Here is a 20,838-nt window from a genome sequence, read left to right as displayed (position 1 = left end):
ACCGTCGGCGACGTTCCCCCGTCGTCCCATCCGTCACACCCTCCCCACCCTCCCCGACCGCTCGCCACCACCCAGGAGTATCCCGTGAGCCTGACCGAGTCCGACGCCTGGCAGGCGCCCGGAGGCATGCCGGAGCCGGGGTCGGGTGGCGACCGGACGCCGCCCCAGGACATGGCGGCTGAGCAGTCGGTGCTGGGCGCGATGATGATCTCCAAGGACGCCATCGCCGACGTCGCCGAGGTGCTCCGCGGGGCCGACTTCTACCGCCCGAGCCACGAGACGATCCACGACGCGATCATCGACCTCTACGGCCGCGGCGAACCCGCCGACATGGTCACCGTCGGCAACGAGCTGCAGCGGCGGGGCGAGCTCCAGCGCATCGGCGGGGCGCCGTACCTCCACACCATCACGTCCGCGGTGCCGATCGCCGCCAACGCCTCCTACTACGCCGGCATCGTCCGCGAGAAGGCGATCCTGCGCCGGCTGGTCAACGCCGGCACCCGCATCGTGCAGTTCGGCTACGCCGGCGAGGGCGACGTCGACGACCTCGTCGACCAGGCCCAGGCCGAGGTCTACCAGGTCACCGACAAGCGCAGCAGCGAGGACTACGCGCCGCTCTCCGACATCATGGACGGCGTCCTCGACGAGATCGAGGCGATCGGCAACCGCGAGGCCGGCCTCTACGGCGTCCCGACCGGCTTCGCGGATCTCGACGAGCTCACCAACGGCCTCCACGCCGGCCAGATGATCATCGTCGCGGCGCGGCCTGCGGTCGGGAAGGCACTGGCACTCGACACCCCACTGGCCACCCCTTCGGGTTGGACGACCATGGGTGAGGTCCAGGTCGGTGACCAGCTCTACGACGCTCAAGGACGTCCGACCACGGTCGTGGCCGCGACCGACGTGATGACAGACCGCCCTTGCTACGAGCTCACCTTCTCCGACGGCTCGTCGATCATCGCCGACGCGCAGCACCAGTGGCTGACGGAGACCCGGGCCGCACGCAAGTCCACGTGGGCCGCGGACAACCAGTACAACCGGATGCGCAACCAGCACGTGTTCGCCAGCGTCGTCACGACCGAGCAGATCGCGGCGACCGTCAAGATCAACGCGGAGGGGCGGGCCAACCACGCGGTGCTCAACGCCGCCCCGCTGGAGGGCTCGTGGGCGCGACTGCCGCTGCCTCCCTACGTCCTGGGCGCGTGGCTCGGAGACGGGCACAGCGCGAGCGCCCGCATCACGTGCGAGACGGACGAGATCCCGATGTACATCGAGGCCTACGGCCTCCGCGCGGAGCCACGGGGAAGCATGCTCTACCAGCTCCTGCTCCCCGAGCGTGACGCGGTCACCGATGGCATCTGTCCCGACTGCGGCCGTCACTTCTTCGGCACCAAGATGTGCCACGAGTGCCAGACCGACCACGGCAGCGTCGCCGCGATCCTGCGCACGATGGGCGTGCTCAACAACAAGCACATCCCACCCGCTTACCTGCGCGCGTCCGAGCCGCTTCGGCGCGAGCTGCTCGCCGGGCTGATGGACACCGACGGCTACGTCCTGAGGCACAACGGGGCCTGCCAGTTCGCCGTGACCAGCAAGCGACTCGCGGACGACGTCCACGAGCTCGTCGTGAGCCTCGGATACAAGGTCTCCCGGACCACGAAGCAGGTTCGGGGTCGTAGCGAGGAGACCTCGACCTGCTACATCGTCAACTTCTCCACCTGCGACGACGTCTTCCGTCTCTACAGCAAGCAGCGGGTGCACAAGGAGCACCGACCTGCCACGACGGCGCGGATCGGGCGCCGGTACGTCACGTCCGTGCGACGGGTGCCGAGCGTCCCGGTCCGCTGCGTGCAGGTGGACAACGAGGACCATCTCTACCTCGCCGGGCGCTCGATGATCCCCACGCACAACTCGACGCTGGCCTTGGACCTGTGCCGGGCGGCGTCGATCCACAACAACCTCACCAGCGTCTTCTTCAGCCTGGAGATGACGAGGTCCGAGATCACCATGCGGCTGCTCTCGGCCGAGGCCAAGGTGCCGCTCAACCACATCCGCAACGGCCAGCTCAGCGAGGACGACTGGACCAAGCTGGCCCGCAAGATGGGCGAGGTCTCCAGCGCGCCGGTCTTCATCGACGACTCGCCCAACATGACGATGATGGAGATCCGGGCCAAGGCCCGCCGGCTCAAGCAGCGCCACGACCTGCGGCTGGTCGTCATCGACTACATGCAGCTGATGACCTCCGGCAAGAAGGTCGAGTCCCGCCAGCTCGAGGTCTCGGAGTTCTCCCGCCAGATCAAGCTGCTCGCCAAGGAGCTCGAGGTCCCGATCATCGCGCTCTCCCAGCTCAACCGTGGTCCCGAGCAGCGGTCCGACAAGCGCCCGATGCTGAGCGACCTGCGCGAGTCCGGCAGCCTCGAGCAGGACGCCGACATGGTCGTGCTGCTGCACCGCGAGGACCTGTACGAGCGCGAGTCGACCCGACCCGGCGAGGCCGACCTGATCGTGGCCAAGCATCGCAACGGCCCGACCCGTGACATCACCGTGGCCTTCCAGGGCCACTACTCGCGCTTCGTCGACATGGCCCACTGACCACCGCCGACGACCCTCGGCGGAAAGTTCTCGGTGGCCGCATGTCACCACACCCGGCGTTCGAGGCGTCTACCTGACGTGGACAAGGGAGCGGGCGACGACGAAGCGGCGAGCTTCGACGCGTTCGTGCGGGCGTCGGGCACCCAGCTCTACCGGACGGCGTACCTGCTCTGCGGCGACCACCACCTCGCCGAGGACCTCACCCAGAGCACCTACGCGAAGGTCTTCGCACGGTGGCGGCGCCTGGTCCGCAGCGACAACCCCGTCGGCTACGCGCGCACCACGCTGATCAACACCTACCTCTCCCACCGACGGCTGCGCCGCAACACCGAGACGCCGACCGAGGCCGTGGCCGACGCGGCGTACGCCGTGCCCTCCGGTGGTCCCGACGGCGACGTGCTGGCGACCAGGCACGACCTGATCGCCGCGCTACGACAGCTCTCGGCGCTGGACCGGGCGGTGCTGGTGGCGCGGTTCTGGGAGGACCGCAGCGTCGCCGAGACCGCGACCGACCTCGGCATCAGCGCCGCGGCGGTCAAGCAACGAAGCCACCGCGCCCTGGCGCGGCTACGACCACACGTGCGATCGCTGCACGAGGAAAGGACCGGCCATGAGCGCTGACCACGACCACACCGACCTCGACCACGAGCTCGGCCTCACGACCGCGCTGCGCGACCGCATGGAGGACGTGCGACCCGACCTCGACCGGCTCACCACCGTCGCGCGGTGCCAGGGCACGCGGATCCGGCGACGGACGCGGATCGCCTCCGCGGCGGGCGTCCTGGCCGTCGCCGCGGTCGTGGGCGGGATCGCCGTAGCGACCTCCGGCGGCGACCACGCCACCAGCCCCCGCGGGCAGCAGCCCGGCTTCGCCGCCGAGCCGTCGGCGTCGTCGTCGACCGGCCCGACCGACCCGGCCGCCCCGAGCGCGACGCCCGGGGCCGCCGTGCCGCCCGCGACCACGACGACGGCGCCGGGCGGGCCGCAGACCCTCACGCCGCCGCGACCGGAGACGTCGCCGGTCGCGCTCGCCCTGCCCGGCTGGACGTGCGCGCCGCCCGCGGACGAGAAGTTCATCTGCACCACCGACGACGGCCGGGCCGTGCAGGTCACCTGGCGACCGGGCAAGGACCGCCACTACTGGGGCGACAGCCCGGACAAGTCGGCCGACTTCATCAGCAACGTCCACGGCCGCTTCTTCGTGACGGTCGACGCCGCGCGCGGTACGCCGAGCGCCGCCGCGGTCACCGTCGGCCAGGCACTCGTCTGGCGCTAGGACGTGTCTCTCCATTCATGGCGGCGCCGGACGCCGTCCAGAGCACGCGCTGGCAGCGTTGCCGACACTTCGGAGACGCCCAGTCTGCGCGCGTGCCGGCGCCTTGCCAGCGCGCGCCTGGACGACGCCGGCATCCACCAGTAAGTGAGAGGCACGGCCTAGTTGTGATGCCCAGGGAGGTTGTCCGGTCTGGGCATCACACCTAGCCCTCGAAGTCGAAGCGGGTCGCGCCGCCGGGCTCGACGGTGGCGAGCACCACCGCCGAGACCGGCGTGATGCGGTAGACGTGCCACGGCGGTCTCCCGGCCGAGGGCGCGCTGAAGTCCGCGGTCAGCGCGGTGCCGGACTCGTCGACGCGGCACGGCCAACCGCCGGCGGCCCAGGCCTCGGCCAGCCGGGCGACGGTCGCCGGGTCGGTCACGACCTCCGCGGTGCCGTGGACGACGAGGTCGAACTCCTGGACGGCGAGGGCCAGCGAGCAGCGCGGGTCGCGGTCGAGGTTGCGGCCCTTGCGGGTGCCGCGGCCGGTCTCGAACCACCACGACCCGTCCAGCCACTCCGCGCCGATGCCGGTCGTGTGCGGCGCGCCGTCCGCGTCGAGCGTGGTGAGCCAGCAGGTGTGCCGGTCGGGCCCGCCCGACCCCGGTGCCTGGGTGAGGTCACGGGAGAGCCGGTCGGTCACCGTCGACCACTCCACGGACGGCAGGTCGTAGAGCCCGGCGAGGTTGTGGGAGCGCATGCAGGTCTGACCCGCCGTCGGACCCGAACTCACCGGACCACCCGTCCGGGCCATCCAGAACCACCCTCACAGGTGCCCGGATTCGTCTGCCGCTGCGCGGGCGCGCATGGCACGATCCCGTGGTGGCCCGGACCCCTCGGCCAGTTGCGCGGTCGTGGCAACCTGACGCCGCGCTGCTGGACGGCCTCACCATCGCCGCGGTGGCGCTCGACCCCGACGGCACGGTCGTCTATGCCAACGCCACGGCGGTCGACCTGTTCGGGTCGCCGTTCGACCGGCTGGTCGACGCCGACGCGCGCACCCGGCTCTTCGACGAGCCCGAGCGTGGAGCGGTCGACCAGGTCCTCAAGCTGCTCGCGCGCACCGGGTCGTGGACCGGTGAGCTGACGATGCTCGCCGGCGGCACCAGCCCGGTCGCGATGCGTACGTCGTGGAGCCCGCTGGGCGGGGACGTCGAGGGCGGGGCGCTGGTGCTGATCGAGGGCACCGAGGAGTCGTCCGACGCCTACGCGCCCGGCCAGCCGCTCGGCAGCAGGTTGCGCCGGTTGGCCGAGGTGACCAGCGAGCTGCTCGCCGCGGCCGACGTCGAGGCGGTCGCGGGCGTCGTCACCGACCACATGATGAAGGCCGCCGGCGCGACCGCCGCGTCGCTGTCGCTGATGGTCGACGACGAGACGATGGCGCTGATGGCGCTGCGCGGCGGGTTCGAGGACGCCGCGAGCCGCTGGGCGACGTACTCCGTGCACAGCAACATCCCCACCGCCGAGAGCGTGCGCACCGGCCGGCCGGTGCTGGTCCGCCGGGGCGAGGTCGAGCAGCGCTACCCGGACCTCGGCGGCCTGGCCGACGGCACCGGGTCGGTGCTCTGCCTGCCGCTGGCGGTGGCGGGGGGCCGGGTCCTGGGCGCCGTGTCGCTGTCCTTCCCGGGGCGGCGCGCGCTCAGCGAGGCGGAGAACCTCTTCCTCAAGCTGCTCGCCGACACCTGCGCGCTGACCCTCGAGCGGGTGGAAGCGCAGGGCGCCGCGCGTGACCGCGAGGCGAAGCTCGCGTTCCTGGCCGAGACGAGCGCGAAGCTCTCGAGCGACCTCGACTACGAGGCGACGTTGACGGCGGTCGCCGAGGCCGCGGTGCCGTGGTTCGCCGACTGGTGCGCCATCGCCCTGGCCGAGGACGGCCTGCTGCGCACGATCACCGTGGCGCACACGCACCCGGAGCGGATCGCGCTGGTGCGCGAGCTGCAGGAGCGCTACCCGAACGACCCCGCGACCGACCAGGGAGGGTACGGCGTGCTGCGCTCGGGCCGGAGCCAGCTGGTGCCGGAGCTCACCGACGAGCTGCTCGCCGCCGTCGCCCGCGACGAGGAGCACCTCGAGCTCATGCGGGCGCTCAACCTGGCCAGCGGGCTGTCCTGCCCGCTCAAGGTCGGCGACCGGACCTTCGGCGTCATCACCTGGGTCGCGGGCGAGGGCGGCCGGCGGTTCTCCGAGGACGACCTGGCCTTCGGCGAGGACCTCGCCCAGCGCGCGGCGATCGCGATCGACAACGCGCAGCTGCACAGCCAGGTGCGGACCGCCGCGCTCGAGCTGCAGCGCGCGGTGCTGCCGGACTCGCTGCCCGAGGTCGCGGGCTGGTCGACGAGCGTGCAGTACCACCCCGCCGGACGGACCGACGCCGGCGGCGACTTCTACGACGTCGTACCCCTCGAGGACGGCCGGCTGGCGATGTTCGTCGGCGACGTCATGGGCCGCGGCGTCCAGGCCGCGTCGGTCATGGCGCAGATGCGCTCGGCGATCCGCACGCTCGTGGCGGTCGACCCGACGCCCGAGGTGGTGCTCGCCGGCATGGACCGGGTCTTCGACGCGCTGCACCTCGAGCAGCTCGTCACGATGGTCTACGCCGTCGCCGACCCGGCGCGGCACCTGCTGCAGGTCATCAACGCCGGCCACCCGCCGCCGGTGCTGATCGCGGCGGACGGGCACATCGAGGTGCTCGAGCACCCGAGCACCCTGATCCTCGGCGTGGGCGGGGGAGAGCGCGCGGTGCGCTCGGCGGAGCTCCGGCCCGGCGACCGCCTGCTGCTCTACACCGACGGGCTGATCGAACGCCGCGGTGAGGACGCCGACCGGTCGATGGCCCGCCTCATCACGGCCCTGCGGACCGCCCGCTCCGACGCACCCGACGACTGGCTCTCCTCGGTCGTCGAGGAGCTGCGCGACCCCACCCGCGACGACGACGTCGCCGCACTCCTGGTCGCCCTGGACCCGCTCGCCCCCTGAGGTCGGCGTCTGCGGGATAGTCCCTGACGTTCGTGTTGCCGACACGCGGACCGGGCGACAGGTTCGTCAGGGACTATCGGCCCTGAGCGTCCCCCGAGCCGTCAGACCCAGTAGGTGTCGTGCCGGAGCATGAACTCGACGCGCTCCTCCTCGGTCAGGGGGTGCTCGGCCTGGGCGGCGAGGGTCTCGAAGTAGTCCTCGCGCGGGGCGCCGGGCGTGAACATCAGCAGCATCGACGACCGGTCGGCGCCCCGGAACCCGTGCAGGCCGCCCTCGGGGACGAAGAAGAAGTTGCCCGGTGAGCCGGTCTTCCAGCCCGTCCCGTCGTAGAGCTGCACCTCGCCGGTGAGCACGTAGAACGACTCGGTGATCGCGCGGTGGAAGTGCGGGTCGGGCCCCGACTCGTCCGGCCCGAACGTCCAGCGGTAGAGGCCGAAGGTGCCGTGGGTCTGGTCGCCGGTCGCGAGGTACTCGCAGGTGCCGCCGGAGCGGTAGGTGATCTCGGGCTCGGCGTCGTCGGGCCGGATCCACCCCGACACCTCGCCGGTGGTGCCGCGGTAGAGGTCCGGCGGGTACGGGCGGTGCAGCGGGCCGGTCATGACGCTGGTTCCTCGCTTCCGTAGGGGCGGGTGATGATCTCGAGCCAGTGGCCGTCGGGGCCCTCCCAGTAGAGCCCGCGACCGCCGTCGTCGTGGTTGACCTGCCCGGGGCGGCGCTTGAACGGGTCGGCCCAGAACTGCCGGCCCTGCTCGCGGATCCGGCCCCAGATCGCGTCGAAGTCGTCCTCGCCGACGAGGAACGCGTAGTGCTGCGACTGGATCTCCCCGTCGTCCTGGAGGAAGTCGAGCGACGCCCCGTTGTCGAGCTGCAGCACGGCGAAGGGGCCGTACGCCGCGGGCTCGGCGAGGCCGAGGACGCCCGCCACCTCGCGGGCGGACGACCAGACGTCGCGGACGTGGACGAGGGTGTGGTTGAGCTCCACGCTCATCGAGCTGCACCTCCCGGGTGGTGGCCGCGGCCGGGCTGGGCGGGCGCGGCGGGTCGCAGGAACGCCATGACCAGGACCGCGCCGACGACCAGCGTCACCGCGGCCCCTCCGGTCGCGGTGGCGAAGCCGTGCACCAGCGCCGCCGTCGGCGTCCCGACGAAGTCGCCGGTCGCGTCGACGGCCACGGTGTTGAGCACCGCCGTCCCCACGCTACTGCCGATCTGCATCGCGGTGTTGGCGGTGGCGGCGGCGATGCCGGCCTGCCGCGGGTCGACGCCGCTGGTGGCGACCCCGATCGACGGGGTGAACACGCAGCCGATGCCGAGCCCGACCAGCACCTCGGCCGGGAGGATGACCGACGCGTAGCCGCTGGTCGGGGTGAGCTGGGTCAGGAGGCCGAGTCCCACGGCGGCGACCACCAGCCCCGGCGCCACCAGCACGCGCGGGGCGACGCGGTCCATCAGCCGGCTGGCCAGCCCGTAGGAGCTGCCCGCGACGGCGAGGCTCATGGGCAGGAACGCGAGACCGGTGCGCACCGGGCTCCAGCCCAGCACTACCTGGAAGTGGTAGGTCAGCATCAGGAACATGCCGAACGTGCCGACGACGCTGATCGCGGTGGCGACGTACGCCGTCGCGCGGCCGCGGTCGCGCAGCACGCTCAGCGGGAGCAGCGGCGCGGCCAGCCCGCGCTGGCGCAGCACGAACGCCGCGATCAGCCCGAGTCCGGCGAGCCCGGGGAGGAGCACCTCGAGCGACCCCCAGCCGTGGGCGGCCGCCTCGCTGGCGCCGAGCACCAGCCCGGCGAGGCCGCCGGTGGCGAGCAGGCCCGACACGACGTCGACCGGCACCGGGTAGCCGTCGTCGCCGGGCAGCACGCGCCGCCCGACCACGAGCACGACGACGGCCACGGCGACGTTGACGTAGAGGCACCAGCGCCACCCGGCGTACTGCGTCAGCACGCCGCCGAGGAGGAGGCCCACGACGGCGCCGCTGCTCGCCACCGCGCCGAAGACACCGAAGGCCTTGCCCCGCTCGCGCGGCTCGGTGAACGTCGACGCGATCAGCGCGAGCGCGGCCGGCGCCATGAACGCCGCGCTCGCGCCCTGGAGAGCGCGCCCGGCGACGAGCACCTCGAACGTCGGCGCCGCGCCGGCGAGGGCCGAGGCCAGCCCGAAGCCGGTCAGCCCGATGGTCAGGGCCCGGCGGCGGCCGACCCGGTCGGAGATCTTCCCGCCGAGCAGCAGCAGCCCGGCGAACGAGAGCGTGTAGGCCGTGACGACGTAGGAGCGGTGGGCGTCGTCGAAGCCGAGCGCCCGCTGCGCGGTCGGCAGCGCGACGTTCACGATCGTCGCGTCGAGCGCGACCATCAGCTGCGCGAGCGCGATGACGCCGAGCGCGGCCCAGCGGTGGTCGGGAGGCGCGGCCGTGCCGGCCGGCGCGGTGGTGATGGTCATGGGATGTCCTTCCCTTGAAACGGAGCGTTGTCCTCCGTTTCACTGTCCGCCGGTGCCGCGACGATGTCAAGAGATCTGGAGAAAAAACCTCCGGTTCGGTAGGGTGGTCGTCGTGACCATGCGCGCCGACGCCCGCCGCAACCTCGAGCAGCTGCTCGCGGCGGCGCGTGACCTGGTCGCCGAGAAGGGCGCCGGCGTCGCGCTCGACGAGGTGGCCCACCGGGCCGGGGTCGGCATCGCGACCCTCTACCGCCGCTTCCCCGACCGGAGCGCCCTGCTGCGCGGGGTCGTGCTCGACGCGCTGGAGCAGACCCGGCTCGCCGCCGAGCAGGCGGCCGAGGAGCACGACGACGCCTTCGAGGCGCTCGCGGCCTACCTGCGCGCGGCGCTCGAGCTGCGGGTCTCCGCGGTCATCCCGCAGGTGCTCGACGCGCTCGACCTCGACGAGCCCGAGCTGGCCACCGCCTGCGAGGCGTCGGCGCGGGCGACCGAGCGACTGGTCGACGCCGCCCACGAGGCCGACAGCCTGCCCGCCGACGTGACCTTCGCCGACGTCGGCATGATGCTGGTGCGCATCGCTCGCCCGCTGCCCGGACCGATGCCCGAGGAGCTGAAGCACGAGCTGGCCCGGCGACACCTCGAGCTGTTCATCCGCGGGCTCGGCGGCGAGCATCGCTCGCTCGACGGACCTGAGCTCTCCCGCGCGGATCTCGCGGACCTGGCGCACCCAGGCAATACCTTGTCCGGGTGAGGCGCCCGTGACGACCTACCTGGGCATCGACCTGGCGTGGGGGACGAAGAACCCCACCGGCCTCGCGGTGCTCGACGACGACGCACGCCTCGTGCACCTCGAGGCCGTCCGCACCGACGACGAGATCGCGGCTGTCCTGGCGCCGTACGCCGAGGGCCGGGTCGTCGCCGGCATCGACGCCCCGCTCGTCGTCACCAACCCGACCGGGTCGAGGCCCGCCGAGCAGGCACTGAGCGCCGACTTCCGCCGCTTCCACGCGGGCACGCACCCGTCCAACACCGGCAAGCCCGAGTTCGCCGACGGCACCCGCGGCGCGCGGGTCGCCGAGCGGCTGGGGCTGGTGGTCCACGAGACGGCGCTCGAGGTCTACCCGCACGCCGCCCTGGTCGCGCTGTTCGGCCTCGACCGGATCCTGACCTACAAGGACAAGCGGGGTCGTGACCTCGAGCACCTGCGCTCCGAGCTGTTGCGGCTGCTCGGCCTCCTCGAGAGCGTCGTGGTGACCGGCGAGCAGTGGAGCGAGCTGGTGGTCTCCGTCGAGGAGGCGTCCCGCAAGAGCCAGCTGCGCGTCGTGGAGGACCAGGCCGACGCCGTCGTGTGCGCCTACGTCGCGTGGTACGCCGACCGGCACCCCGACCGGGTGACGAGCTACGGCGACCCCGACACGGGCGTCATCGTCACGCCCACGCTCGGCCTGCCCGCAGTGGCCGCCCGCGAGGCTCCCGACCGCGCCGCCGTCCAGGCCTACGCCGAGCAGCACCCGGCGCTCGTCGAGGCGGCGCGGCGGACCGCCACCGTCATCGGCTCGATGCTCGACGAGGCCGGCATCAATTACCTGACCATCGAGGGCCGCGCGAAGAGCATCGCGTCGTTCGCCGAGAAGGCCAGCCGCACGCAGGACGGACGCCTGGTCTACCCCGACCCGTTGCGCGACATCGGCGACCAGCTCGGCATCCGCGTGATCACCTACGTGCGCGACGACGTCGAGGCCGTCGCCGGCCTGCTCGCCGAGCAGGTGCCCGTGCTCGACGACCGCGACTTCGGCGAGCTGACCGCGAGCCAGGGCCGGTTCGGCTATGCCAGCCGGCACCTCCAGCTCGAGATCGACGGCCGCGTGGTGCAGGTGCAGCTGCGCACGGTCCTGCAGCACGCGTGGGCGGAGTTCGAGCACGACATCCGCTACAAGGGCACCGTGCCCCCCGAGCACACCAGCGAGTTCGACCGGAGGTTCACGCTCGCCGCCGGCCTGCTCGAGCTGGCCGACCAGGAGTTCTCGGCGATCCGCGCCGGGCTCCGCGGCGCAGCCAGCACCGAGGGCGGCGACGACGACCCCAGGATCGCGGCGCGCGAGGTGGCGGCGTTCCTCGCCGGCCAGTATCCCGACGCGGGCTGGTCGCGCACCGACCACTACGCGTGGATGTCGCGCCTGCTGCTCGAGCTGGGGATCACGACGCTCGAGGAGCTCGCCGACCTCCTGCGCGCGACCGACGAGCAGCAGATCCGCGACCGGATGGGCTACCGCTACCCGCCCGGAGCCGTGCGCCGCCTGGACGACGCGCTGCTGGCGGCCTTCGGCGAGCGCTACGTCGCGCTGCCGAGCAACGAGCACCGCCGCGAGCTGCTCACCGCACGTCTGGAGCGCCTGCGCGGAGCCGAGTGAGGTCCTGGACAGATCTCGCCATCTGTCTCATGCTCACGACATGACGGCCACGACGTCTCCGAGCTTCACGCCTGGCGGTGGAGCGGCGTGGGCCAGTCCGTGGGCGATGTACGCCGGGCTGCGCGACCACGACCCGGTCCACCACGTGGTCCCTCGCGGCCGGCCGCACGACGACTACTACGTGCTCTCGCGGCACGAGGACGTCCTCCGCGCTGCCGTCGACACCGACACCTTCTCGAGCGCGCGCGGCCTGACCGTCGAGTACGGCGAGCTCGAGAAGATCGGTCTCGCCGACAACCCGCCGATGGTGATGCTCGACCCGCCCGAGCACACGGCGTTCCGCAGGCTCGTCTCGCGTGGGTTCACGCCCCGGGCCGTGCGTGAGATCGAGCCCGACGTCCGCCGCTTCGTCGCCGCCCGCCTCGACGCCTTCGTCGTCTCCGGCGGTGGCGACATCGTGGTCGAGCTCTTCAAGCCGCTGCCGAGCATGGTGGTGGCCCACTACCTCGGCGTCCCCGCCGAGGACCGCGACCGTTTCGACGGCTGGACCGACGCGATCGTGGCCGCCAGCTCGGCGGGCGACCCGACCGGGGCGGCGGACGCGACGGCCGCCATGCTCGGCTACTTCTCCGAGCTGATCGAGCGCCGGCGCCGGGAGCCGGCCGAGGACCGCGGCGACGACACGGTGTCGCACCTGGTCGCGGCCGGTGTCGGCGACGACGACGCGGGCCTGCTCAGCATCCTCGGTTACGTCTTCGCGATGGTGACCGGCGGCAACGACACCACCACGGGTGCGCTCGGCGGGGCGGTGCAGCTGCTCGCCGCCCGCCCCGACCAGCGGGCCCTCCTCGCGGCTGATCCGGGCCTGCTCGGCAGCGCGGTCGAGGAGTTCCTGCGGCTCACCTCGCCGGTGCAGGGCCTGGCCCGCACGGTCACCCGCGACGTCGAGCTGCACGGCGTGACCGTCCCGGCCGGACGCAAGGTGCTGCTCTGCTACGCCGCCGCCAACCGCGACCCCCGCAAGTACGGCGCCGACGCCGAGCGGCTCGACGTACGCCGCCACCCGACGCAGATCCTCACCTTCGGCCAGGGCAACCACCACTGCATCGGCAACGCCGCCGCCCGCCTGATGGTCCGCGTGGCGCTCGAGGAGCTGCTCGCCCGCATCCCGTCGTTCACAATCGACCTCGACGGGGTCACCTGGGCGCCCGGCCGCTACGTCCGCCGCCCGCTCACCGTCCCCCTGGCCGCGGCATGAGCTGGCTCGCGGACGACCGCACGAGGCTTGCGGCCGAGAGGATCCTCGACGCCGCGGGCGAGCTCTTCACCGACTCCGCCGCCCACAGGGGCGGCATCGGCGCGGTCGCCATGGGCGACGTGGCGCGGGCCGCCGGCTGCTCCCGCGCCACCGTCTACCGCTACTTCGCGGACCGCCACGAGCTGCACCTGGCCTACGTCCATCGCGAGGCCCGGCGCGTCGGCGGGCTCGTGGCCGCCGACGCGGCCCGGGTCGAGGACCCGCAGCAGCGGCTCGGCACCGCGATCCTGTCCGCGCTGGCGCGGGTGCGCGAGGCGCCGGCCCTGTCCGCCTGGTTCGCACGCGCTGACGCCGCGGCGACCGCTGAGATGGCTCTCGCGTCGCCGGTCGTCGAGGCGCTCGTGCGCGGGGTCGACACCGATCCGCTGGCCGCGCGCTGGCTCGTGCGGGTGATCGTCTCGCTGTTGATCGTGCCGGGCCGCGACGCCGCCGAGGAGCGTGCGCTCGTCGAGCGGTTCGTGGTGCCCTCGCTCAGCGGTGCCGCTTCGCCTTCGTGATCGTGAACCTGGCCGTCGCGGGCCTGCGGTCGGGCACACCCTGAGGACTGACCGCCCGCACCTGCAGCCGGTGCTTGCCGATGCCGAGCGTCCGCTTGAAGGGCGACGAGCACCTCTTCCACTTCTTGTGGCCGTCGAGCCGGCACTGGAACGTCGAGCCGGCGATCGAGGAGGTGAACCGGATCGTCACCTTCACCTTGTGACGCGTCGACGCGTGCTTGGGCTTCCTGGTGATCCTGGTGTCGGGCTCGGGGCAGACCGCGGTGGTGAGCGCCGAGCGCGGGCACGCGTCCTGCGTGTAGTCGCCGAACCCGTCGCCGTCGGCATCGGGCTCGAAGGAGGCCGCGATGTTGGGTCGGTAGCTGCCGACGAACGAGCCCGTGGGCGCGAAGACGGGGTTCACGTCGGCGTCGAAGGGCGCCGACGCGACACTCGTGTCTCCGGCCGTGCCGACGGTCAGGCAGGCCATCAGGTTGGTGGAGTACCACAGCGCCAGCCGCTCGCCGGCCCTCATGCGCAGCTGGACCCCGAACGCGTTGAGCTTGTTGACCGACACCGTCATCTTCGCGCTCTTGGCGACGACGATCTTGTTGCTCGTCGAGGGCGCGTCGGCGAGCACCAGCGCACGCACCTGCCCGGCCGTGCCGTTGGCCTGGTGGCTGAAGCCGGTCACGACGCCGTCGACGGGTGCGACGTACGCCGGCCCGGCGGAGCCGCCGGCCAGGACCGCGGCCGGTGCGGTCGCGTTGCAGACGGCCACCGCCGGTCCGGCCTGGCCGATCCGCGGCGGCGTGACGCGGCTCGCGGGGACGGCGCCGGCGCCCGCGGGCGCGAGCAGCCCGACCGCCAGCGCGGCCACGGTGGCGAGGACGAGGGACGGACGCACGGCCATATGGTGGCCCACGACCCCGCATCGCGTCAGTGCGTCGAGTGCCGCGGGCGGACTACCGTCGGTGGGCATGACACCCGCGGAGCTGCTCTCCGACGCCTTCGACCGCATCCGCCAGACCGCGACGGCCGCGGTCGACGGTCTCACCGACGACCAGCTGGTCGCCCGCCCGGCACCCGGCGCCAACTCGATCGCCTGGCTGGTCTGGCACCTGGCGCGCGTCCAGGACGACCACGTCGCCGAGGTCGCCGGCACCGAGCAGGTGTGGACCGCGCAGGACTTCGTGGGCCGCTTCGGCCTGCCGATCCCGCCTGACGCCACCGGCTACTCGATGACGAGCGAGGAGGTGGGGCAGGTCCGCGCGAGCGCCGACCTGCTCGCTGCGTACGTCGAGGCGGTCCACGAGGCCACGGCCGCCTACCTGGCGACGGTCAGCAGCGAGGACCTCGACCGGGTCGTCGACGAGCGGTGGGACCCTCCCGTGACGCTCGGCGTCCGCCTGGTGAGCGTGCTCAGCGACGACCTGCAGCACGCGGGCCAGGCGGCGTACGTGCGGGGTCTGCTGACCTCCGGCTGACCTGCGACTGGCCTGCGTCAGCGCGGCGCGATCCTGCGGAACTTCACGGTGGCCGGCTTCGCCTCGACGATGCCCGCCGGGCTCGTCGCGGTGATGCGCACCTTGTGCTTGCCGAGGGAGTAGCGCTTGCGGAACGGCGAGGAGCACGGCTTCGCCGGCTTGCCGTCCACCGAGCAGGTGAACGTCGACCCGGGGACCGACGACACGAAGCTGATCTTGATCTTCGCCTTGGGCGTCGCCTTGGGTGCGGACTTGACCCGCGTGTCCGGCGCCGGGCACGCCGCCTGGCTGCGGGCCGACTGGGGACAGAGGTCCTGGGTCACGTCCCCGAACCCGTCCGCGTCCGCGTCGGACTCCCAGACCGCGGCGGCGTTGAGCAGGTAGGAGGCCGGGGTGCCGGTGAAGGGGACCGGGTTGTCCGGGTCGTAGGTGGCGAGGTACTCGAGCGAGCTGCCGGCGTCGGCCACCCCACAGGCCATCGACGGGTTGGTGAACTGCATACCGAGGGTCGCACCTGCGGGCACCGGGATCCGGGTTGGGAACGTGTTGAGCACGGCCGGCGTGACGGCCGCCAGGGCGCTCTTCCCGACCTGCGCGTAGGTGCCGGCTCCTGCGGGGACGAACATGACCGCCCTGACGCTGCCGACGAGGGGCGTCGTCCTGGCGGCCGTGGAGAATGAGGTGATCACACCGGCCGCCGGCACGACGTACGGCTGGGGGGCGGCGCTCGACGCCTGCACCGCGGTGAACGCCGAGCCGCAGCTCGCGGCGGTGTCGGGGCTCGCCGCGACCTGCCCGATCGTGGCCGACGTGCCTGCTCGGGCATGGACCGGGGCGACTGCGCTGACCTGGGACGCCTCAGGTGCGGCCGCCCCTGGCGGCGACGCGAGGGAGGCCAGGGCGAGGCCGGCGACGAGCGCGCCGGCCGTGGTGAGGGTGCGTCGTCGGGAGGGCATGGGTGGACGGTAGTGACACCGGGAGCCGCGGCGCATGGCCCAAGTAGGCCATTGCGCCGTTCGTCCGCGATCGACGTCTGGATCGATGACCTGGCGAGCGCGACGCCGCGGGCCGCCTGACCCGAACGGGCCGTGCTGGACCCGGGCTCCCCGGGGGACTACCGGCCGAGGCGGTAGCGCACGAATGCGGGCGCGAGCAGCGCTGCGACCACGGTGCCGATGACCACGAGGACTCCTCCGCCGGCCGCTGCCGCGGCGGTGCCGACCGCAGCGGCGCTGGCTCCGTGCACGACGTCGGCGATGCGTGGCCCGCCGGCCACGACGACGATGAACACGCCCTGCAGCCGGCCCCGCACGGCGTCGTCGGCGGCGCTCTGGAGCATGCTCGTGCGGAACGCCGCCGAGGCCATGTCGGCCGCGCCTCCGATGACCAGCATGAGCAGCGCGACGATCAGCATCGGCGTGCGCGCCACGTCCGCGAGGCCGATCGCGAGGCCGAAGCCGGCCATCGCCACGCCCCACACGAGGATGCACGCGATGACCGCGCGGCCCTGCGCGTCGACCCGCGAGACCCAGCCGCTGAACACGCCGCCGAGCACCGCACCGGCCGGGATCGCGGCGAACAGCAGCGCGAAGGCGAGCCCGCCCGCCTCCGGCCCGCCGAGGTCGACGTGCGCGATCTCGGGGAACAGCGCGCGCGGCATGCCGAAGACCATCGCGATGATGTCGACCACGAACGACATGAGCAGCACGGGCTGGTGCCGGAGGTAGGCGAAGCCCTCGACCACCGCGCGGACGCCCGGCGCGGCGGTGCTCGCGTCCACGACCGGCAGCCGCGGCAGGCGGACGACCGCGGCCAGCGTCGCGAACAGGGTGGCCGTGTCGACGAGGTAGAGCCAGTCGAGTCCGATCACCGGGATCAGCACCCCGGCCAGGAGCGGCCCGCCGATCGCTCCCGCCTGGAAGACGGTCATGTTCAGCGAGTTGGCGGCCGGCAGCAGCTCGAGGGGGACGATCTTGGGCAGCACGGCGCTGCGGGTCGGCTGGTTGACCGCGAAGAAGGCCTGCTGGACGGCGAAGAGACCGAGCAGCAGCCAGACGTTCGCCCCGCCGAGGAACGCCTGGAGCCAGAAGAGACCGCTGGTCACGATCAGGCCGGCGGTCGTGACGAGGAGGATCGTGCGCCGGTCGAAGACGTCGGCCAGCGCGCCGCCGTACAGCCCGAAGACGAGCAGCGGCACCAGGCCGAAGACCCCCGTGAGGCCCACGTACGCCGACGACCCGGTCTCGGTGTAGATCTGCGCCGGCACCGCCACCACCGTCAGCTGGGCGCCGACCACGGTGACGATGTTGGCGAGCCACAGCCGCCGGAAGTGCTCCTCCTGGAGGGGCCGGGTGTCGGCCACCAGGCTCCGGAGGTCCACCACCGCTCAAGTGTCGGGCAGCGGCGGGTCGCTCTGCGACGGGGGTGCTGCGGCTCGAGGTGACGCGGCCCGTGAGCCCGACGCCTCGCGAAGGTGCTGACCGAGCTGCGCGGCCGAGGAAGGGCCGCCACCTACGATCCTCGCGTGACCGAGCGCGCGCGATGGGTGATCTGGGCCGCCGGCGCGGTCTACGCGGTCGGCGTGGCACTGCTGGCCGTCGCGGTCTACGTCGACCTGCCCGGCTTCCTCGGCGCGTACGGCGACCCGCGGGCGGCCTGGCCGATCGCGGTCAACCTGGCCGCCGGCCTGCTCGCCTACGGGACCTGGCGCTGGGTCCACCGGCGCAGCAGCAGGCCCTTCGCGGTCGTCCTCCTCGGTCTGGGCATCGCGACCGTGCTGGTGCTGGCGTCGGCGTCGTACGGCCGCTGCCCGGAGGAGGGGCTCAGCACCGGCTGGAGCGTCGTGACCCGCGTGGTGGGGCTGCTCACCAACAACTACGCGGTCGACATGTTCTCGGCGCCCGGCTGCGACACCGGTGGCGTGCCGCTGGCACTGCAGTTCGCTCGCCTCACACAGCTCATCGTGCTGCTCGTCGCCGCGACGAGCGCGCTGGCCGCGCTGCTGCGCACGCAGGTCGACCGGGTGGCCGTGCGCTGGTCGCCGCGGCTCTCCGTGGTGCTGGGGGTGGACGCCACCTCGGCCCCGCTGCTGACCGCACTCGCCGCCGACTCCGACCGGTACACGCTCGCCGTCCTCACCCCCGACCCGCTGGCACCCTGGGTCGGCCAGGCGCGCGCGGCCGGCTGGCGGGTGGTGGTCACCGACCCTCGCAGCGTCGACGCCGTCGCCCGGCTGCTCGTGCGGCCGTCGAGGCGGCACGCGCTGCGCCGGCTGGCCGTGCTGGCTCCGGACAGCACCGAGGCGCAGCGCCTGATGGGCGTCGTGCAGACCGCGGTCGAGGGGCGTCGGACGGTGACGGGCAACCACCCCGTCCGCGCGCTGGTGCGGATGGACGAGGCGTGGCAGGCCGAGGACTGGCGGCGCCGCTACCTGTCCCGCATCCCGGAGTGGATCGTCGACACCATCAGCGAGAACGAGGTGACCGCCCGGCTGCTCGTCGACCACCTGGTCGAGCGCGGGGTCGACCACGTGCTGCTCGCCGGGCAGTCCGACCTGACCTTCGCGGTGGTGGCCGAGCTCGCGCAGCGCGCTCGCGAGGGCGGCCTCGGCACCGGGCGTCCCGGCCACCGCGGGGCTTCGGCGCCGGGAGTGACGATCGTCGGGGAGAGCGCCGACGAGGTGCTGGAGGAGCACGCGCTCTCCCAGCGCCGCTTCGGCAACGCCCAGCTCGACCGGGTGCACGCCGAGACCGACCACGAGCTCGACGAGGTGGTGGCCGAGGCCGTCGAGGAGCACGCCGCTCCGGCCCTGGTCTTCAGCGACGTGAGCCTCCCCGACCAGCGCCTGGCCTCGCGGCTCGGTGCGTCGTACCCACGCCTGCTGGTCTACTCGCGCCACGCGGAGGTCTCGGGCCTGGGCGCGGAGCCGCTGCTCGCGCAGGTGCGGGCGTTCGGCTCGACGCTCGACGCGGGTCAGGGCCGGCCCGTGGACAGCTGGGAGCGCATCGCGCGGCTGCTGCACGAGGACTACCTCCGCGACCACCCCGACGCCGACGACCCCGCGCGCCGGCCGTGGGCCGAGCTGGCGCCCTTCTACCGCGAGTCCAACGTCCGGCAGGTGCTGACCACGCTGGGCTCGGCGGTCGCCGTCGGGCGCAGCTGGGGCGCCAGCGCCGACGCCGCGTCGCCGCCGAGCGACGACCAGCTCGACGAGATGGCCCGCCGCGAGCACGACTCGTGGCTCGACCACTACCGGCGCTACGGGTGGACCTGGGGCCCCACCCGCGACCGCGCGACGAAGAAGCACCCCGACCTGCTGCCGTGGGACCGGTTGCCCGACGAGAGCCGGGCCAAGGACCGCGAGGGCGTCGTCGACAGCCTCGCCCTCCTGGAGACGCTGGGCTACCGGTCCTTCGACGACCCCCACGCCACCTGGGTGCGGCTGCGACGCCGCGGCGAGGTCACGGCCGTGCGCCGCGACGAGCCGTGGTCGTGGACGACCGCCGCCGGCGCGGTCATGCGAGGGCGGGCCGGCGACTGGGAGGTCATCGACGACGGCGGCTCCCGCTCGGTGGACGCCGCGATCTTCGAGGAGACCCACGAGCCGCTCGGCGGCGACCGCTGGCGTCGGGTGGGCGAGGTGCGCGGCCGCCTGGCCAGGCCCGGCGAGGTCGTGCACAGCCTGGAGGGCGACCAGACCGCGCGCCCGGGCCAGTGGGTGCTGCGCGGCGTCGCCGGCGAGGAGTGGCTGGTCTCCGCGGCACACCTCGAGTCGGCGTACGACCGCGTCGAGGGCTGAGCGCGACGCGGCCGGCCGGACCGGCCACCGGGCGCACGTCGCGGGGGCTCCGCTCAGCCGATCCCGGCGACCCGATCGAGCTCCTGCAGCAGGTCGTGGGCGGCGAGCTCGACCGCCTTGTGCCGCCACTCTGAGGCGCGGTAGACGCAGGCGATGAGCCCGCTGCGGTGCACCCGCCGCAGGTCGCCGTAGACGAACGCGTAGCGCGCCTTGGTCTCGTCGGCGGCACCCTCGGTGAGGCCGAGGTGCCACGCGGCGTACTCCTCCCACGTGTGCCGCTCGAGGTAGGCGGTGCCGGTCGCGGCACCGGGCTGGGCGTCGCCCCAGTCGGACTCGAGGACGTACTGCTTGCCCCGGATCAGCTCGCGGCACCGCGCCACCGCGGCCTCGTTGACGGAGTAGCGGGCCACGGTGTCTCCTCTCAGGCCGGGACGGGCTGGTCGTCCTCGCGAGGACCGAAGATGCACAGCTCGTCGAGCTCCTCGGCGGACAGGCCGGTACCCCACGCCTGCATCTGCGCGCGCGAGCGCCGCGAGAACACCGCCCGGAACAGCTCGTACGGCGCCACCTCGCCGGTGAGCCGGGACACCTGGGGCGCGACCGCCTCCGCGACCGGCGCCCACAGGTGGTCGGGCAGCCGCGGCAGTCCGAGCGACTCGTGCAGGTCGGCGTGGTGCACCGCGATGTTCCAGACCAGCGCCGGTCGCGGGTTGCCGGCGACCGACGCGGCCACCGCGTCCTCGTGCTCGCGCAGCTCCTCGACCAGGTCGGCGACCGCCAGGTGCACCCGCTCGTTGACGTGGCGCGAGGTCCACTCCGGGCCGGGCGCGCCGTCCATCCGGCCGGTGACGCCGTCGCTCGCCACCCCCGCCAGGTGCGCCAGCACCTCGTGCACGGTCCAGGCCGGCGTGCCGTCCACCTTCGAGGCGAGCTGCTCCCCGGTCAGGGTCGGCGCCAGCTCGCTGATCGCCGCGACGTGCTCGCGGTAGAAGGCTCCCCAGTCGGTCACCGTGGTGACGCTAG

Annotated in this window: 19 protein-coding genes; 10 read left to right on the top strand and 9 right to left on the bottom strand. The window is 73.3% G+C overall.

Translation table 11 applies throughout. The features are described from left to right. Window positions 1–126: 126 nt before the first annotated feature. The 3 genes from dnaB to G514_RS29640 all read left to right on the top strand — a co-directional run bounded on the left by dnaB (window position 127) and on the right by G514_RS29640 (window position 3,868). Window positions 127–2,592, top strand: coding sequence for a replicative DNA helicase (gene dnaB, locus G514_RS0123585; RefSeq protein ID WP_028653754.1), 2,466 nt, complete (start codon window positions 127–129; stop codon window positions 2,590–2,592). Between the two features lie 78 nt (window positions 2,593–2,670). Beyond that, window positions 2,671–3,213, top strand: coding sequence for a SigE family RNA polymerase sigma factor (locus G514_RS28685; RefSeq protein ID WP_036566171.1), 543 nt, complete (start codon window positions 2,671–2,673; stop codon window positions 3,211–3,213). Continuing rightward, a complete protein-coding gene (locus G514_RS29640; RefSeq protein ID WP_051248186.1) occupies window positions 3,203–3,868 on the top strand; it encodes a hypothetical protein in 666 nt (221 codons plus the stop codon). The genes G514_RS28685 and G514_RS29640 overlap by 11 nt, the downstream gene beginning before the upstream one ends. Before the next feature lie 202 nt (window positions 3,869–4,070). On the opposite strand, the gene G514_RS0123570 is transcribed toward G514_RS29640, so the two are convergent. Continuing rightward, window positions 4,071–4,607, bottom strand: coding sequence for a pyridoxamine 5'-phosphate oxidase family protein (locus tag G514_RS0123570; protein ID WP_028653753.1), 537 nt, complete (start codon window positions 4,605–4,607; stop codon window positions 4,071–4,073). Between the two features lie 122 nt (window positions 4,608–4,729). Here G514_RS0123570 and G514_RS0123565 point away from each other — a divergent pair, with 122 nt between their 5' ends. Next, window positions 4,730–6,883 carry a SpoIIE family protein phosphatase gene (locus tag G514_RS0123565; protein ID WP_157545197.1) on the top strand — a complete coding sequence of 718 codons (2,154 nt, stop codon included), beginning with the start codon at window positions 4,730–4,732 and terminating at the stop codon, window positions 6,881–6,883. Window positions 6,884–6,984: 101 nt separating this feature from the next. Here G514_RS0123565 and G514_RS0123560 read toward each other — a convergent pair whose 3' ends face one another. The 3 genes from G514_RS0123560 to G514_RS28675 are packed head-to-tail and all read right to left on the bottom strand — an operon-like array spanning window position 6,985 to window position 9,325. Continuing rightward, the gene (locus G514_RS0123560; protein WP_028653751.1) at window positions 6,985–7,482 is read right to left on the bottom strand and encodes a cupin domain-containing protein; all 498 of its coding nucleotides are present in this window, start codon (window positions 7,480–7,482) and stop codon (window positions 6,985–6,987) included. Then, window positions 7,479–7,871 (bottom strand): VOC family protein, encoded by a 393-nt coding sequence (locus G514_RS0123555; protein ID WP_028653750.1) that lies wholly within the window; start codon window positions 7,869–7,871, stop codon window positions 7,479–7,481. Before G514_RS0123555 ends, G514_RS0123560 begins: the two co-directional genes overlap by 4 nt. Then, entirely contained in the window at window positions 7,868–9,325 is a 1,458-nt protein-coding gene (locus tag G514_RS28675) for an MFS transporter (protein WP_051248184.1), read from the bottom strand. The genes G514_RS0123555 and G514_RS28675 overlap by 4 nt, the downstream gene beginning before the upstream one ends. 118 nt (window positions 9,326–9,443) lie before the next feature. Between G514_RS28675 and G514_RS28670 the strand changes: the two genes are divergently transcribed. Genes G514_RS28670 through G514_RS0123530 form a run of 4 tightly spaced genes read left to right on the top strand, consistent with a single transcriptional unit; the run spans window position 9,444 to window position 13,551 of the window. Then, the gene (locus G514_RS28670) at window positions 9,444–10,076 is read left to right on the top strand and encodes a TetR/AcrR family transcriptional regulator (RefSeq protein ID WP_245582325.1); all 633 of its coding nucleotides are present in this window, start codon (window positions 9,444–9,446) and stop codon (window positions 10,074–10,076) included. Window positions 10,077–10,083: 7 nt separating this feature from the next. After that, window positions 10,084–11,736 (top strand): DUF429 domain-containing protein, encoded by a 1,653-nt coding sequence (locus G514_RS0123540; RefSeq protein WP_028653749.1) that lies wholly within the window; start codon window positions 10,084–10,086, stop codon window positions 11,734–11,736. A gap of 40 nt (window positions 11,737–11,776) precedes the next feature. After that, on the top strand, window positions 11,777–12,994 hold the full coding sequence (locus G514_RS0123535; protein WP_028653748.1) for a cytochrome P450: 1,218 nt from the start codon (window positions 11,777–11,779) through the stop codon (window positions 12,992–12,994). Beyond that, on the top strand, window positions 12,991–13,551 hold the full coding sequence (locus G514_RS0123530) for a TetR/AcrR family transcriptional regulator (protein ID WP_028653747.1): 561 nt from the start codon (window positions 12,991–12,993) through the stop codon (window positions 13,549–13,551). Before G514_RS0123535 ends, G514_RS0123530 begins: the two co-directional genes overlap by 4 nt. On the opposite strand, the gene G514_RS0123525 is transcribed toward G514_RS0123530, so the two are convergent. After that, window positions 13,526–14,437 carry a hypothetical protein gene (locus G514_RS0123525; RefSeq protein ID WP_157545194.1) on the bottom strand — a complete coding sequence of 304 codons (912 nt, stop codon included), beginning with the start codon at window positions 14,435–14,437 and terminating at the stop codon, window positions 13,526–13,528. The two genes, G514_RS0123530 and G514_RS0123525, sit on opposite strands and share 26 nt — an antisense overlap. Before the next feature lie 73 nt (window positions 14,438–14,510). Here G514_RS0123525 and G514_RS0123520 point away from each other — a divergent pair, with 73 nt between their 5' ends. Next, complete coding sequence (locus tag G514_RS0123520; RefSeq protein ID WP_028653745.1) at window positions 14,511–15,017, top strand: mycothiol transferase; 507 nt, start codon at window positions 14,511–14,513, stop codon at window positions 15,015–15,017. Between the two features lie 17 nt (window positions 15,018–15,034). On the opposite strand, the gene G514_RS29635 is transcribed toward G514_RS0123520, so the two are convergent. Continuing rightward, window positions 15,035–15,973, bottom strand: a complete 939-nt coding sequence (locus tag G514_RS29635; protein ID WP_028653744.1) for a hypothetical protein — start codon at window positions 15,971–15,973, stop codon at window positions 15,035–15,037. 158 nt (window positions 15,974–16,131) lie between these two features. Then, window positions 16,132–17,400 carry an MFS transporter gene (locus G514_RS0123510; RefSeq protein WP_028653743.1) on the bottom strand — a complete coding sequence of 423 codons (1,269 nt, stop codon included), beginning with the start codon at window positions 17,398–17,400 and terminating at the stop codon, window positions 16,132–16,134. Window positions 17,401–17,541: 141 nt separating this feature from the next. Here G514_RS0123510 and G514_RS0123505 point away from each other — a divergent pair, with 141 nt between their 5' ends. After that, the gene (locus tag G514_RS0123505) at window positions 17,542–19,815 is read left to right on the top strand and encodes a RyR domain-containing protein (RefSeq protein WP_028653742.1); all 2,274 of its coding nucleotides are present in this window, start codon (window positions 17,542–17,544) and stop codon (window positions 19,813–19,815) included. 53 nt (window positions 19,816–19,868) lie between these two features. On the opposite strand, the gene G514_RS0123500 is transcribed toward G514_RS0123505, so the two are convergent. Both G514_RS0123500 and G514_RS28655 read right to left on the bottom strand, forming a co-directional pair. Next, entirely contained in the window at window positions 19,869–20,225 is a 357-nt protein-coding gene (locus G514_RS0123500) for a hypothetical protein (protein ID WP_028653741.1), read from the bottom strand. An 11-nt stretch (window positions 20,226–20,236) separates the two neighbouring features. Continuing rightward, complete coding sequence (locus tag G514_RS28655; protein WP_051248180.1) at window positions 20,237–20,824, bottom strand: maleylpyruvate isomerase N-terminal domain-containing protein; 588 nt, start codon at window positions 20,822–20,824, stop codon at window positions 20,237–20,239. Window positions 20,825–20,838: the final 14 nt, after the last annotated feature.

Origin of the sequence: Nocardioides halotolerans DSM 19273, from assembly GCF_000422805.1 — a bacterium.
Classification (GTDB): domain Bacteria; phylum Actinomycetota; class Actinomycetes; order Propionibacteriales; family Nocardioidaceae; genus Nocardioides; species Nocardioides halotolerans.
The sequence above is the reverse complement of the archived record's forward strand: the minus strand, read 5'-3'. Positions and strand labels throughout refer to the sequence as shown.

Coding starts and splice junctions, on each gene's coding strand:
- G514_RS0123560 (WP_028653751.1), bottom strand. CDS start 7,482: ATGACCGGCCCGCTGCACCGCCCGTACCCGCCGGACCTCTACCGCGGC.
- G514_RS0123535 (WP_028653748.1), top strand. CDS start 11,777: ATGACGGCCACGACGTCTCCGAGCTTCACGCCTGGCGGTGGAGCGGCG.
- G514_RS29640 (WP_051248186.1), top strand. CDS start 3,203: ATGAGCGCTGACCACGACCACACCGACCTCGACCACGAGCTCGGCCTC.
- G514_RS0123570 (WP_028653753.1), bottom strand. CDS start 4,607: ATGCGCTCCCACAACCTCGCCGGGCTCTACGACCTGCCGTCCGTGGAG.
- G514_RS28675 (WP_051248184.1), bottom strand. CDS start 9,325: ATGACCATCACCACCGCGCCGGCCGGCACGGCCGCGCCTCCCGACCAC.
- G514_RS0123520 (WP_028653745.1), top strand. CDS start 14,511: ATGACACCCGCGGAGCTGCTCTCCGACGCCTTCGACCGCATCCGCCAG.
- dnaB (WP_028653754.1), top strand. CDS start 127: ATGCCGGAGCCGGGGTCGGGTGGCGACCGGACGCCGCCCCAGGACATG.
- G514_RS0123555 (WP_028653750.1), bottom strand. CDS start 7,871: ATGAGCGTGGAGCTCAACCACACCCTCGTCCACGTCCGCGACGTCTGG.
- G514_RS29635 (WP_028653744.1), bottom strand. CDS start 15,973: ATGCCCTCCCGACGACGCACCCTCACCACGGCCGGCGCGCTCGTCGCC.
- G514_RS28670 (WP_245582325.1), top strand. CDS start 9,444: ATGCGCGCCGACGCCCGCCGCAACCTCGAGCAGCTGCTCGCGGCGGCG.
- G514_RS0123530 (WP_028653747.1), top strand. CDS start 12,991: ATGAGCTGGCTCGCGGACGACCGCACGAGGCTTGCGGCCGAGAGGATC.